Origin of the sequence: Cohnella fermenti (assembly GCF_004801405.1) — a bacterium.
In the GTDB taxonomy this organism is placed as follows: Bacteria; Bacillota; Bacilli; order Paenibacillales; family Paenibacillaceae; genus Cohnella; species Cohnella fermenti.
In genome coordinates this window covers 58,859-72,169 of sequence record NZ_SSOB01000047.1, presented here as the reverse complement: position 1 = coordinate 72,169, position 13,311 = coordinate 58,859, and the positions used below count along the sequence as shown (strand labels likewise).

12 protein-coding genes and 5 tRNA genes are annotated in these 13,311 nt (G+C 59.3%); 4 read left to right on the top strand and 13 right to left on the bottom strand.

Going from position 1 to position 13,311, the window contains the following annotated elements:
* Positions 1-325 precede the first annotated feature (325 nt).
* From E6C55_RS27280 to E6C55_RS27270, 3 genes are all read right to left on the bottom strand, one after another.
* Positions 326-411 (bottom strand) — tRNA-Leu (locus E6C55_RS27280).
* 12 nt (positions 412-423) lie between these two features.
* Positions 424-499, bottom strand: a tRNA-Lys gene (locus E6C55_RS27275).
* A gap of 11 nt (positions 500-510) precedes the next feature.
* Positions 511-585, bottom strand: a tRNA-Glu gene (locus E6C55_RS27270).
* Positions 586-779: 194 nt separating this feature from the next.
* Here E6C55_RS27270 and corA point away from each other — a divergent pair.
* Entirely contained in the window at positions 780-1,709 is a 930-nt protein-coding gene (corA, locus tag E6C55_RS27265) for a magnesium/cobalt transporter CorA (protein WP_230986886.1), read from the top strand.
* 66 nt (positions 1,710-1,775) lie between these two features.
* Here the strand turns inward: corA and E6C55_RS27260 are convergent.
* From E6C55_RS27260 to E6C55_RS27250, 3 genes are all read right to left on the bottom strand, one after another.
* Positions 1,776-1,866, bottom strand: a tRNA-Ser gene (locus E6C55_RS27260).
* 1 nt (position 1,867) lies between these two features.
* Positions 1,868-1,943, bottom strand: a tRNA-Asn gene (locus E6C55_RS27255).
* A gap of 74 nt (positions 1,944-2,017) precedes the next feature.
* Positions 2,018-2,494: a SprT family protein gene (locus E6C55_RS27250; protein ID WP_136372998.1), complete on the bottom strand. Its 477-nt coding sequence runs from the start codon at positions 2,492-2,494 to the stop codon at positions 2,018-2,020.
* An 87-nt stretch (positions 2,495-2,581) separates the two neighbouring features.
* On the opposite strand from E6C55_RS27250, the gene E6C55_RS27245 reads away from it, so the two are divergent.
* Both E6C55_RS27245 and cmpA read left to right on the top strand, forming a co-directional pair.
* Positions 2,582-2,944, top strand: a complete 363-nt coding sequence (locus E6C55_RS27245; protein WP_136372997.1) for a hydrolase/acyltransferase — start codon at positions 2,582-2,584, stop codon at positions 2,942-2,944.
* A gap of 99 nt (positions 2,945-3,043) precedes the next feature.
* Positions 3,044-3,190 (top strand): cortex morphogenetic protein CmpA, encoded by a 147-nt coding sequence (gene cmpA / locus E6C55_RS27240; RefSeq protein WP_136372996.1) that lies wholly within the window; start codon positions 3,044-3,046, stop codon positions 3,188-3,190.
* Between the two features lie 628 nt (positions 3,191-3,818).
* Here cmpA and E6C55_RS27235 read toward each other — a convergent pair.
* The 7 genes from E6C55_RS27235 to E6C55_RS27205 form a co-directional block, all read right to left on the bottom strand.
* Positions 3,819-6,023, bottom strand: coding sequence for a Tex family protein (locus tag E6C55_RS27235; RefSeq protein ID WP_136372995.1), 2,205 nt, complete (start codon positions 6,021-6,023; stop codon positions 3,819-3,821).
* 73 nt (positions 6,024-6,096) lie between these two features.
* Complete coding sequence (locus E6C55_RS27230; protein WP_136372994.1) at positions 6,097-6,735, bottom strand: TetR family transcriptional regulator; 639 nt, start codon at positions 6,733-6,735, stop codon at positions 6,097-6,099.
* Positions 6,736-6,845: 110 nt separating this feature from the next.
* Positions 6,846-8,030, bottom strand: a complete 1,185-nt coding sequence (locus E6C55_RS27225; protein WP_136372993.1) for a YhgE/Pip domain-containing protein — start codon at positions 8,028-8,030, stop codon at positions 6,846-6,848.
* Between the two features lie 145 nt (positions 8,031-8,175).
* Positions 8,176-8,526, bottom strand: a complete 351-nt coding sequence (locus E6C55_RS27220; protein WP_126961023.1) for a type II toxin-antitoxin system PemK/MazF family toxin — start codon at positions 8,524-8,526, stop codon at positions 8,176-8,178.
* 3 nt (positions 8,527-8,529) lie between these two features.
* Positions 8,530-8,811, bottom strand: coding sequence for a CopG family ribbon-helix-helix protein (locus tag E6C55_RS27215; RefSeq protein ID WP_126961022.1), 282 nt, complete (start codon positions 8,809-8,811; stop codon positions 8,530-8,532).
* Between the two features lie 142 nt (positions 8,812-8,953).
* On the bottom strand, positions 8,954-10,183 hold the full coding sequence (gene alr / locus E6C55_RS27210) for an alanine racemase (RefSeq protein WP_407923771.1): 1,230 nt from the start codon (positions 10,181-10,183) through the stop codon (positions 8,954-8,956).
* 246 nt (positions 10,184-10,429) lie between these two features.
* Complete coding sequence (locus E6C55_RS27205; protein ID WP_136372992.1) at positions 10,430-11,617, bottom strand: outer membrane lipoprotein-sorting protein; 1,188 nt, start codon at positions 11,615-11,617, stop codon at positions 10,430-10,432.
* Positions 11,618-11,814: 197 nt separating this feature from the next.
* Here E6C55_RS27205 and E6C55_RS27200 point away from each other — a divergent pair, with 197 nt between their 5' ends.
* Positions 11,815-13,308, top strand: coding sequence for a methyl-accepting chemotaxis protein (locus E6C55_RS27200; protein ID WP_136372991.1), 1,494 nt, complete (start codon positions 11,815-11,817; stop codon positions 13,306-13,308).
* Positions 13,309-13,311 lie beyond the last annotated feature (3 nt).

The following is a 13,311-nucleotide window of genomic DNA, read 5'->3' as shown; positions in this document are numbered from 1 at the left end:
ACGACTCTGTTGCCAGCTTCGCTCCAAGACTCGCTATTGGTGGCGTGGCTTCGCCTTTTCCAAGCAGGGTTTCCACCTGCTAAGTTACTCAACCTATGCTCGGTCGCTCTGATTTTTCACATAAAATTCGGCGGCCATCCGCTAAAGAGCAGAAATTCAGCTTCACAGACGAGGCTGGTAACATCGGCGAGCAAGAGAAGAGCATCTCCTAAAGCGGGCATCTGGCTCCCGGGATGCTCTTTTTTTGCAGCTTGCTCCACGGCACGGCGGCAACAAACAAAAAAAATCCCTTGAGCATCAAGGAATTTCGGCTTCATTATTATTATGGTGCGGTCGAGAGGACTCGAACCTCCACGAGATTGCTCCCGCCAGCCCCTCAAGCTGGTGCGTCTGCCATTCCGCCACGACCGCATATTCAATACATGGTGAGCCATGAAGGACTCGAACCTTCGACACCCTGATTAAAAGTCAGGTGCTCTACCAACTGAGCTAATGGCTCGAAAAGAAAGTTGGTGACCCGTGGGGGAATCGAACCCCCGTTACCTCCGTGAAAGGGAGGTGTCTTAACCGCTTGACCAACGGGCCATGGACACGTGCTTCTAATCTCTTCGAAGGGCCGCCTCGTTTCGACGACAAAAATGATTATATCGGATGGGCTTTAGAAACGCAAGTATTTTTTTGAAACTTTTTGGACTGGCGCCTTCTTGTTTCCGGGCGTTTTTTCGGTGTTAAAATATGTTATCCTAATTCCAAAGAAACGAGGTGTCTCCGTGTCCAATATGCTTCTGTACAGCTCCTTATCCCATTCCGTGCAGGAGACGCCGATCCGCGTCCCGGAAGAACATGAAGTCGCCTGGATTCCCTTGATCGGGGCGTCCGAGGAGGAGATCGAACGGCTGCTGGCCGATGAGTTCGACTGCCACCCGCTTATCGTCGAAGATTGCGTCAAGGTGAACCAGCGTCCGAAGCTGGACAAGTACGACAAACACATGCTGCTTGTCTTTTTCCACGTACAGACGGATATGACCACCATCGAGCTCGAACATGTGATCGGCCCAAATTACGTCATCACGGTCGCCAAGAGCAAGGTCAAATCCATTCAGGAAGCCGAGGAGGAGTTCAAGCGAACGACGAAGCTCATGGAGTATTCGGGCAGCATCCTCTACACCTTGCTGGACCGCTGCGTGGACGATTATACGGAAGTGATCGACAAGGCGGACGACCGGCTGGACAAGCACGAACGCGCCGTCTTCAAGAACCCGTACGTGAAGATCGCCGGCGACCTGTTCCGCCTGAAGCGCCAATTGCACAACCTGCGGCGCATCTTCTCGGAGGAGAAGCTGACGCTCAGCCAGCTTAGCCATCAGAACTTCCCGTACAGCCGCAAGGAAGCGGACGTCTACTTCATCGACCTGCACGACCACCTCTCCCGCGAGCTCGATTCCATCGACACGTTCCGCGAATCGATCACGGCGCTCCTGGACCTTCAGCTTAATATGAAGTCGGACCGGATGAACGAGATCATGAAGACGCTGACGATTATCAGCTCCATCTTCCTCCCGCTGACGTTCCTCGTCGGCCTGTACGGAATGAACTTCAAGTTTATGCCCGAGCTGAGGTGGAAGTACGGCTATCCCGCCGTGTGGCTGATCATGCTCGTCGTCGCCGGCGGACTCTGGTGGTATTACAAGAGGAAGAAGTGGCTGTGAGCGGCTGTGGAAAATAAAAAAGGACCTTCTCGGGCGCCCGGGAAGGTCCTTGTCGTTGTTGGATGGTGGCGGAGAAGGAGGGATTCGAACCCTCGCACCACTTACGCAGTCTAACCCCTTAGCAGAGGGTCCCCTTGAGCCACTTGGGTACTTCTCCATGGCTCCCCGAACAGGACTCGAACCTGTGACAACTCGATTAACAGTCGAGTGCTCTACCAACTGAGCTATCAGGGAATAATTTCTCCAAACGCGACATGTATTAATTTATCATGGGTCCTCGGAGAAGTCAAGCTCTTGCTCGCTTGTTTTTACTCGTTATTTGTCGCCGCTGGCGCTTCTACCAGCCTCAGCTTGCCGCGGCACCGTCCGCACGCGTAGCGCTTCGGATCGGCCTTCCGCTTGCGCGGATACGCCATTCCGCATTCCTTGCAGACGAGCAGGTACTTCACCGGCAAGCTGCGCCGCGCGCCAGGCAGCGATTGGCAGTAGAGCGTCGCGCCCACCTTGTGAAGAAGCCGCTTGAAGTCCGCATCCTGGTGCCGATAGCCCCGCCCCGCCAGATGAAGATGGTAGTGGCACAGCTCGTGCTTGATGATTTTCTCCGTCTCCTCGGCTCCGTGAACCTCAAGCTGCTTCGGGCTGATCTCGATGTTGTGACTCTTCAGAAAATACCGCCCGCCCGTCGTCCGCAGCCTGCCGTTAAAGGTGGCGCGATGACGGAACGGGATTCCGAAGGCATTCAGCGATACCGATTCCACCCACGCCTGCAATTGTCGATCGTCCATCCGTTCTCCCCCTTGCTACTTGAATTTTAGACGAGGGTTGGGCTACACTGTCAAGTATAAGTTGTCAGAGGGGAGCTTCTCGCCGCCATGTCGAACAAGTCTTATAATATCCTTCACAATGCCGACGGCACACTGCTGTTCGTCGAGATGCCCGCCACGCACGCCTACCAGCTCAGCGCCCTCAACCTGCGGCTGCACAAGGAGCTGGCGAAGCTGACTGCGGACAATGTTCCTGCGCTGCCGAAGGCGGTCGCCGAATGCGCCTCCCTGGAGCTGCTCGACGAGAACGCTTCGCCGATGAACGGGCTCGCTTACCTCAATGAGTTGGAGGCATCGTTCTCCGCGATTCGCGAATCCGCCTACCCGCTCGTCTCACTGCTGACGGAGATCCGCGCGCTGCAGGCGCAGCTTGAGCAGTGGTACGAAGAGGAAGAAGAGCTTTCGATTTAATTCGCCGTTCCCGATGCCATTCGCTGTCGGACCTGCACGGTTAGCCCCCCTCCCCCATATGCTAGGGAAGCAGCATACATCGGGAGGAGGGCGACGGCGATGCCGCAATGGTTGTGCAACCAGCTCATGCGGGCGTACCTCAAGAAGGACCGCCGGCAGATCAAGATGCTGAACGATTGCTGGTTCTTTTACCAGCGGCAATCCCCCGCGGGGGCAAGCGGAACGGCAACTCGTTCCCAGCATTGATACGAGGCAGCGAAGGCACAGGGGCGAAGGCGCAAGGGCCCGCAAGGACGAAGGCTCAGGAACAAAGGCGCAAGGGCGAAGGCGCAAGGGAAAGACCCAAGTGCGAAACCGCAAGAACAAGACCGTCTGTCCTCAGGCCGGCCGAGCGATGCTCGATCTCCCCGAGGACAGGCGGTCTATTTGCTTGATGAAGTTGGCCGCTACGGACGCGGGCTGCGCAATGTAATCGATATTTCGGGCTTATTTGCCCGCTCTGAGCGCAGATCGCGAAATGTACTCGAAATTTCAAGCTTATTCGCTCGTTCTGGACGCAGACCACGAAATGTACTCGAAATTTCAGGCTTATTCGCTCGTTCTGGACGCAGACCACGAAATGTACTCGAAACTTCAAGCTTATTCGCTCGTTCTGGATGCAGACCACGAAATGTACTCGAAATTTCAGGCTTATCGCTCGGTCCGGCTGCGGATGAAGTGCTTCCGGTTCACGGTTGGGTGCGGTTGTAACTTGTTCAACTTATATAGCAGTCGGAACGGCGATGCGGCGCGACCTTCCGGCGCAACGGCTGACCGCTTGAGGCGGCTTGCTCATCCGGGGGCTTGCCCGTCTGCGCCGGCGCCCGCTCCTCTCCTACTCCCCTGCCGGCCCCTTCATCGTCAGGCTGACCCTGCCCTTCTTCAGGTCGACGCCGATGACCCATACCTTGACCGTGTCGCCGACCGCGACGACCTCCGTCGAGTGCTTCACGAACCGGTTGCTGAGCTGCGAGACGTGAACAAGACCGTCGTTCTTGATGCCGATGTCGACGAACGCGCCGAAGTCCACGACGTTGCGAACCGTGCCGCTAAGCTCCATGCCCGGCTTCAGGTCCTCGATGTCGAGCACGTCCGTGTGGAAAATCGGCTGCGGAAGCTCGTCGCGGGGATCTCGCCCCGGACGCAGCAGGCTATCCACGATATCGCGCAGCGTCGGCTCGCCGACCTCCAGCTTGGCCGCCGTCTCGACGAGGCCGAAGGCATCCAGCTTGCTCCTTAGCTCCGCGGTGCCGATCGCGTCCGGCTTCAGCTTCAGCTCCTTGAACAGGCGATCCACGACCTTGTAGGATTCGGGATGGATCGGCGTCTTGTCGAGCGGATTCGCACCGTCTGTGATGCGCAGGAAGCCGATGCACTGCTCGTACGTCTTCGCGCCGAGGCGCGGCACCTTCTGAAGCTGCTTGCGGTCCGTGAACTTGCCGTTCTCCTCGCGCGCCTTCACGATGTTCTTCGCGAGTGTCCCGTTGATGCCGGAGACGTAGGAGAGCAGCGACGGAGATGCGGTGTTCACGTCGACGCCGACATGGTTAACCGCCGATTCGACGACCCCGCCAAGGCTCTCCTCGAGCCGCTTCTGCGTCACGTCGTGCTGGTACTGGCCGACGCCGATCGCCTTCGGCTCGATCTTCACCAGCTCGGCGAGCGGGTCCTGCAGCCGCCGTGCGATCGAGACGGCACTCCGCTCGGCGACATCGAGGTCGGGGAATTCCTCCTGCGCCAGCTTGGATGCCGAATAGACGCTTGCCCCCGCCTCGTTCACGATCAGATATTGAAGCTTGCGCTCCGGCATCCCCTTGATGACGCCGACCACGAACTGCTCCGTCTCGCGGGAAGCCGTTCCGTTGCCGACGACGATCAGCGTAACTCCGTACTGGGCGATGAGCCTGCGGAAGAGCGCCTCCGCTTCCGCCTTCTTGTTGTGCGGCGGAGTCGGGTACGAGACGGCGACCTCCAGCAGCTTGCCGGTCTCGTCGACGACCGCGAGCTTGCAGCCCGTGCGGTAGGCCGGGTCGACGCCGAGCACGACCGCGCCCTTGACGGGAGCTTGCAGCAGCAGATTGCGCAGGTTCTCGGAGAAGATGCCGATCGCGTGCTCCTCCGCCTTCCCGGTCAGCTCGCCGCGCAGCTCCCGCTCGATCGACGGTGCGATCAGCCGCTTGTAGGCGTCCTCGATGACCGCCTCGAGCGTCTCCGCAGCCGCGGACGGTCCGCGCAGGATGCGGCGGCGCAGCTCCTCCATCAAGCGGTCGGTCTGCAGCTCGATGCCGATGGCGAGAACGTCCTCGCGTTCGCCGCGGTTCATCGCCAGCACGCGGTGCGGAGGCAGCCGCTTCAGCGGCTCCGAGTACTTGTAGTACATCTCGTATACGGACTCGGCGTTCTCGTCCTTCGCCTTGCTCTGCAGAATGCCATACTCCCACGTATAGCGGCGCACGCGCTTGCGGATATCGGCGTCGTCGGCGATGATCTCCGCCACGATGTCCATCGCTCCCTGCAGCGCTTCCTCGGCCGTGGCCACGCCCTTCTCCTCGTTCACGTAACGCGCCGCTTCGGCGAGCGGGCTGCCTTGGCGCGGCTGCGAGCGCAGCCACTCGGCAAGCGGCTCCAGCCCCTTCTCCTTCGCCACGCTCGCCCTCGTCTTCCGCTTCTGCCGATACGGCCGGTACAGGTCCTCGACCTCCTGCAGCTTCGCGGACTTGCGGATCGCGGCTTCCAGCTCGGGCGTCAGCTTGCCCTGCTCCTCGATCAGCCGGACGACCTCGTTCTTCCGATCCTCCAACTGCTTCAGGTAATGGCGGCGCTCCTCGATCGCGCGAAGCTGGTTCTCGTCGAGCTCTCCCGTCATCTCCTTGCGGTAACGGGCGATGAACGGAATCGTATTGCCCTCGTCGAACAGCGCCGCCACCGTTCTCACTTGGCCGGACTTCAGCCCGAGCTCGGCCGCGATCTGCGCGATCATCCGCTCCTCCGCTTCCTTCGCGGCCACCTTCGCGTTCCTGTCCTGAGTTGCTTCGCTCATGCTTCAGACTCCCCTTTAAATAAGTAAATACGACGGCAACGACCGAAGGACGCCCCCCGAAGGAAGCGTCCTGCTATGGAATATCCTTGGCATCCGGCTCCGTATCGCCGGCATAGCCGAGCGCGCCGAGCACGAACCGGGTCACATCGGCGATCTTCTCTTCCGGAGACGGGACCGGTTCGCTGACGACCGGAGCGAAGAAGCCGAAGTCCCGCGGGAACAAGACGCCCCCCCATACGTACAGGAACGTGTTGTCGAGCGAACGGAAGTGGAAGACGCCCTGACGTCTCCCCTCCTCCATAATCTCTCTGGCCATCTGCCAGACCGGCACCAGATGCTTCTGAACGATCGCCACCCGCGGGGACAGATGGGCGGCCTCCTGCTGAATCAGCCGAACCAGCTCCGGGTCCCCCGCCTGATACGCAACAACCCTCCGGATCAGCAGCTTGATCGCCTTCACCGGCTCCCGCTTGACATGCTCTCCCTCCAGCAGGAGACTCTCGGGGAAGGACATGTCGAAGAGAGCGCGGTATATATTGTCCTTGCCGCCGAAGTAGTACGAGACAAGCGCGACATTGGCGCCCGCCTCCTCGCAGATCTGTCTTACGGTCGTCCCGTCGAAGCCTTGACGGGAGAACAGCTTCTTCGCAGCCAACAACAGCCGCATCTTCACGTCGTGCTCGGCCGATTCCATCGCTGCCTCCGATCCCAAGCGCTTGCCATCCTTAAGTTATCCTACTTATTATGAACGCAGGCTCGGCCGGAAGCAAGACAACCCCCGCCAGAACGCCGTTAGAAGGCAATTGCCGGCGCTTATCCAGCTTATCTGGCTTGGCTGGCCGCACTGGGCGCTCCCGGCGCGCCGGCCATCGCTTGGGCGGGAATGCGCTGCGGCTTCAGCGCCGTCGCGAGCGCCGACACCGCGAACGCGACTCCGGCGATCAGCGCAAGCATTCCGAATGCCGTCCCCGTTCCCGAGCCTCCGAACAGCACGTTCATCAGCCCCTTGACCGCATAGGTGGCCGGCAAGCCGTCGCCCAGAGCGACGTAGAAGTTCGGGAGCAGCTCCCTCGGCACCATCGCGCCGGAGGAGACGAGCTGCATCGAGAGCATAAGAATGTTGAACAGCATGCCGGCCATGCCGAACACGATAAGGAACATCTGGCTCACGAACATGAAGGCAAGCAGAACCGCGAATACCGTTCCCCACAGGGCGAGGAAGCCTTGCTCCGACTGCCCCCCGAGCGCTTCGACGAGCGAGACGCCGACCAGCGAGACGAAGAACGCGGCGACGACATTGACGATCGCTCTGGCGCCGAAGCGCTGCCAGCGTCCCGCTCTGCCGGAGGCGCCGACCGCCATCGAGGATTGCTCCAGGTTCATCCCCATAATCATCGCTCCGACGTAGGAGGCGAGCACCATCATCATCGGAACCATCTGATTGTTCATGCCCTGAACCGGATTGATCGACTCGGTGCTCGAGACGACCCTCTCGGAGAGAGCGGACGCCATGGTTGCCGCCTGATCGGCCGGAACCTGCGCCGCCTGCAGCGCCTGAGCGGTTCCTTGGCCGACGACGGCCTTGTTGACGGCAGCCGTCACTTGAGCGGCGACGGACGTCATCATCGATTTGATCGTCGCCGGATTCGATTCGTTTACGACATAACCGATCGAGGCCGTCTTCGCCGCGTCGGCGGCGGAAGCCGAGAAGTCGGCCGGGATATGGATGATCATCTGCAGCTCCCGATCGTTCAGCTTCTCCTTGGCCTCCTCGTAATCCGCAATCACACTTGTCTGAACCGGAAGCGAGCTCTGAAGCTGCTCCACGATCTTCGCCCCGTACGCGGCATCCTCGTTCACGATCGCGACCTTCAGCTCGCCGATCCGATCCGACACCCCGTCGTAGCCCGTCATCCACACGAGCGAGAAAATAATCTGGAACAAGAACGCCGTCGCAATTCCGATGATCGTCGTTGGCCTCTTCATAAACAGCTTTACTGTCTTCATTCGTTTCTCTCCGCCTTCCGTATCTCTTTATAGACCTGCTTGTTTTAAACATTTGTTTTAATCACTTGTTTAATATAGACCGCGGCATTGGTTCTGTCAATTGTTATTTGCAAAAGAAAAGAACCGCAACGAGGCGGTCCTTCCGTTAAAAATCGATGAGACCGACGCTGATCAGCAGCGCGTCATCGACCTTGCGCATCATTTCTTCGTCGAGATGGGTGATCTTGTCCGTCAGCCGCTGCTTGTCGATGGTCCGAATCTGCTCCAGCAGAACGACCGAATCGCGGTCCAATCCGTGCAGCTTGGAGTCGATCTCGACATGCGTAGGGAGCTTGGCCTTCTGAATCTGCGCCGTGATGGCGGCCACGATAACGGTTGGGCTGAAGCGGTTGCCGATATCGTTCTGAATGACCAGAACCGGACGCACGCCCCCCTGCTCCGATCCGACCACAGGCGAGAGGTCCGCATAGAACACATCCCCGCGTTTGACGATCAAAGGCTACACCCCGCTTACGAGACGCCCTAACGTGCTCTCGGCATCCTCTTCCGCTTGGAACGCTTCCGATGCCATATTCAGATTGATCTTAGCCATCTCCAAGTACCCGCGCTGCATGGAGTCGCGAATCATCCGCTTCTTCCGCTCCACGAGGTATTGCTTCATCGCTTGTCTCACGATTTCGCTGCGATTCGTGTTCTCCTTGGCAACGACGAAGTCGACCTCTCGCAGCAGATGATCGGGAAGGCTAATCATAATCCGCTTCGTGTTCTGAATATTGGCCACCGAACAAGCACCTCCAAAGATTTTCCAAAACCTCAGCCTAATTGCCAGTATACCGTCCCGCAAAATAAATATACGACTATGGCTAAAACATTCGCGACGAGGGGGCCACATTCCTGCTTATTTCGCTAAAAACAGATGACATTCACCCGGAAATTAAAGGGTTCGCGACGCTTGTCGCGTTCCCGCCGCGAACGTAGACGCGCGGAACCCGCGCGGCGAGCATGCAGGTCACCTCGTAGTTGATCGTTCCCAGCTTAAGGGCGACCTCCTCTGCCGTCAATACCTGATCTCCCTGCCGACCGATAATGACGACTTCTTCCCCGGGTTCGACGGGCTTGCCCGTAGCCGCTTCGATCTCGCTCAGCCCGATCATGCATTGGTCCATGCAGATCGTCCCCAACACCGGAGCCCGCATGCCGCGCAGCAGCACCTCCGCCTTGCCCGTCAGCATGCGGCTGAAGCCGTCCGCATACCCGATCGGCAGCGTGCCGACCCGCTCCGTCCCGCTCGTTACGTACCGGGCGCCGTAGCTGATCCCTTCGCCGGGATTCACCGTCTTGACGTGAACCAGCTTCGTCTTCAAGGAGAGCGCCGGCCGCAGCTCGACCTCCTCCTTGCGCACCTCTTCGCTCGGGTACAGGCCGTACAGACCGATGCCGAGACGCAGCATCTGCCCGATCCGCTCGGGCAGATCGATCCCGGCGGCGCTGTTGCCGGCGTGGATGATCGAGATCGGCAGCCCTCTGCGACGCACGTATTCCGCCGTCTCGCGGAAGCGCTCGGCCTGCATCAGCGCATGCGTCTTGTCCGTCTCGTCCGCTTTGGCATAGTGGGTGAACATCCCCTCGACATCGAGCTGCGGAAGCGAGCAGGCCCGGTCGAGGAATCGCTCCGCATCCGCTCCGGGAAGCACGCCAAGACGCCCCATGCCGGTGTCGATCTTCACGTGACCTTTAAGCTTGGGGCCTTGCGTCGGCATGGCTGCAATCGCGTCGAGCTGATCGTCCCGGTACAGCGTCAGCGTGATTCCCCGCTCCCTCGCGAGGCCGAACGCTTCCGACGGCGTATAGCCGAGAACAAGAATAGGGGCTTCAACCCCTCCGTTGCGAAGCTGCAGCGCCTCGTCCAGGAAGGCGACCCCCAAGTAATCGGCACCCGCCGCGATCGCACTCTTCGCCGATTCGACCGCGCCATGCCCGTAGGCGTTGGCCTTGACCGAAGCGAGCAGCTTCGTGCCGTCCGGAAGCCGCCGGCGGAATTCCCGCACGTTGTGCTCCAGCGCATCAAGCGAAATCTCCGCAACGGTCGGCCGATAGTAATCGCCCAAACTAACCAAATTTCCCCAACTGTCCATTTTCCCCAAACTGTCCATCCTAATCCACCCGCTTTACTGACTGCGAACCCGCACCCGGCGCCCGGGCGCGAATTCGTCCTTGACAGCGTGAACGGCAACGCTGCCTCATTCAGACAGCGCTGCCGTCAGCCGCACAGCTATCCCAGCTATAAATCCGATAACGTAATGTTAACGGGAGAGCGCGGGGCTGTCAACGCAAGCGGAGGAGCCAACCTTTGCCACCGGCGAATTATCGCCGTTCCGTCAGCGTGCCGTTACCGTTCATTATTTGACCGCGCCTTGGGCGGCCATGGATTGGGCGATCCGCACCATGTCCTCCTGCGGCAGGTCGGCCGTCGTCAGCCGGTATTCAATGCCGTCGTAGGTCCAAGTCAGCGTTGTCGTATCCTCGCCGGCAAGCATGCCCCATGTGGCGCCCAGATCGAGCATGATGCCCACGCCCGACGAGACGGCTTCGTCCTTCGGCATCGACTCGACGATCGTGAAGTCGTACGTGCCGGAGTAGCGGAGCATGACTCCTTGCGTCTCGGCCAATTGCACATCCCTCTGGTCCTTAAGCTCGACGCCTTCCGGCAGCGAATCGGGGTCCGGTTCGACGAATTGGAATTCGTCCGTCTGGCCTTGAACCGCGGTCGATCCGCCGCCTTCGACTCCGCCGCTCGTCGTCGTGTCCCCTTGGCCGGAAGTCGCATCCGTCTGGCCATTCGCCGTCCCTTCCTCGGTGATGCCCTCGATATTGCCGGACGACGAACCGGTGTCCGGGGCCGGACTGCCCGAATCGCTTCCGGTCGCGCTCGACGAGCCGGAGCTCGGCGCGTTGTCCATGTTCTTCTGCATATCGAACGCGGACTTGTCGAACTTCTTATCGAATTCGAAGCTGTCGAACTTCACTTCGACCATCAGGTTCGCGTTCGTGTCGGTCACCTGAACCTGGCGCGGCTTGTAGTCGGACTTGGCCAGCCAGATCTTCTGCCGCGCGAACGAGCCGTTCTGATAGTTGCCCGCCATGACGTCGAATACATAGGCGTCCTTATCCGTCGTGAATTGCCGCGAGTTGTCGATCGCGATGCTCTGCAGGAGCGTCTGGTACAGGTACACCTGCCCTTGGTTCTCCGGCCAATCGCTCTGGAAGCGATAGCTCTTGTTCAGCCTCGGGGTCAGCACGAACACCCCGTCGTCGTTGCGAAGCACGATCTGCGTAATGTCCCGTTGCTCGTTCGTCAGAGCGATCCGATAATAAGACGGCTTCTGATACCACACTTCAACCTTGTACTCCAGCGGCTGCTGCCCCGTGTGCAGCGTCATCGTGCCGCTTCCTTGATAGCTCTCCAGCTTGCTGGCCACCTTGCTCAAATCCTTCACGACCGAATCCGCGTTCTTGCTGCCGCATCCGGACAAGACGGCGGTCAGCAGCACGACCATGGACAAGATCCATGGGACTCGACGACGCATGAGATCAACCCCTCTGCACATTGGTTATTCCATGGTTCATGTCTATGAAGGGACTTGGACGATTATTCGGACAAAGATGACGAGCCGCCGCTCTTCCTTGCGGCAGCCCCGCTTGCTCTATCGCATACTAGTGCAAAGGCACCACAGTATAGTATAATTTTGGGAACAACATACCAAAAGCGGAAGGCGGGCCTTTTGTGCAATTCAACGACACTTTGCAGCGCAGAAACAAGCTCCTCGTCAACATCATCTGGGGCATGCTCGTGCTTGGCATCATCGTAGACTTCCTGACCGGCGTGTCTCAACGCTCCGTTATCGTGCTCGCAATCGTCGGCACGTTCGCGAGCGGCACCGCAACATTATTGACGTACAAGCGGTGGTTGTCCGGCTACATTATGTACATTATCTCGGCCATCGTTACAGCGCTTACGCTTCTGCTCATTATGAGCGGTCCCATCATCACGACTTATTTCCTTGTGTATGTCAATCTGGCCATCATGACGCTGTACGGCAATTCACGCTCCATCGCCTTCTCCGGACTGTCCGGGATCGCCCTGACCTTGTACTTGTTCGTCAGCCCTTACAATGAAGAAGTGTTCGGCAACAATGCTCTGTACACGATCCTCCTGTACTTCCTTCTTATTGCCGCACCGCTCTACTTCTCCTCCCGCTTCAGCGAGAAGCTGCAGTCCGAAGCCGGGCAGCAGCGCGAGCAAGCGATCGCCGAGAGCAGACGCGCCCAAGGCATCGTTGACAACGTGAGGGCAGCGCTCGGGTCCTTGAACGAGTTCAGCTCCAATCTGAAGTCGAACATCACCTCCACCGGCGTCATCTCGAAGGAAGTGACGACCTCATTCGCCGAGGTGACGGCCGACATCGAGACGCAGACGAACAGCCTGGCTTATATTAGCGAAGCCGTGCGCCTGATCGAGGCGGCAGTCGCCTCTCTCGCCGAACGCGCGAACGAGATGAAGACCGTATCGGACAGCTCCGTCCAATTGACGGACATCGGCAGCCGGGAAGCCGAATTGCTGGAGGAGCGGATGGGGCACGTTCATGCGAACATCGATGCTTCCTTCGCGCTGATGAACGAGCTTAACGATCAGAACCAGTTGATCGGCAGCATCGTCTCGGCGATCAAGAACATCTCCTATCAGACGAACCTCCTTGCGCTCAATGCCGCTATCGAAGCGTCCCGGGCAGGCGAGCACGGCAGAGGGTTCGCCGTTGTGTCCAACGAGATCCGCAAGCTCGCCGAATCGTCGAAGAACTCCACGGAGCAGATCGAGACGATTCTCGAGGCGATCCGATCCAAGACAGAGCTGGCGGTCGATCAGGTCGCGCGGGGTCAGCAGTCGGTTGTCGAGAGCGGCGCCGCAGTCGCCAAAGTAGCGGAAGTGATGCGTTCGCTGACGCGGGATTCCGGGCAAGTCGAGCGGCAGTCGGCGGAGGTCACCCGCTCCGCCGACGATCTGCGCACCCAATACGACAAGATGATGGATCAGATCGTCGCGATTGCCAGCTCCACCGAACAGAACATGGCGGCGATCGAAGAGATGTCCGCCAGCATGACGACGCAGGACAAGCGCATCGGCGACATCGTCGACAGCTTCCTGCAGTTGGACAAGCTCGCCTCCGACATGGGCAAGATGACGCAGACGAAGACGGACGGAGCGCCCTCCGGGCGTTAATCC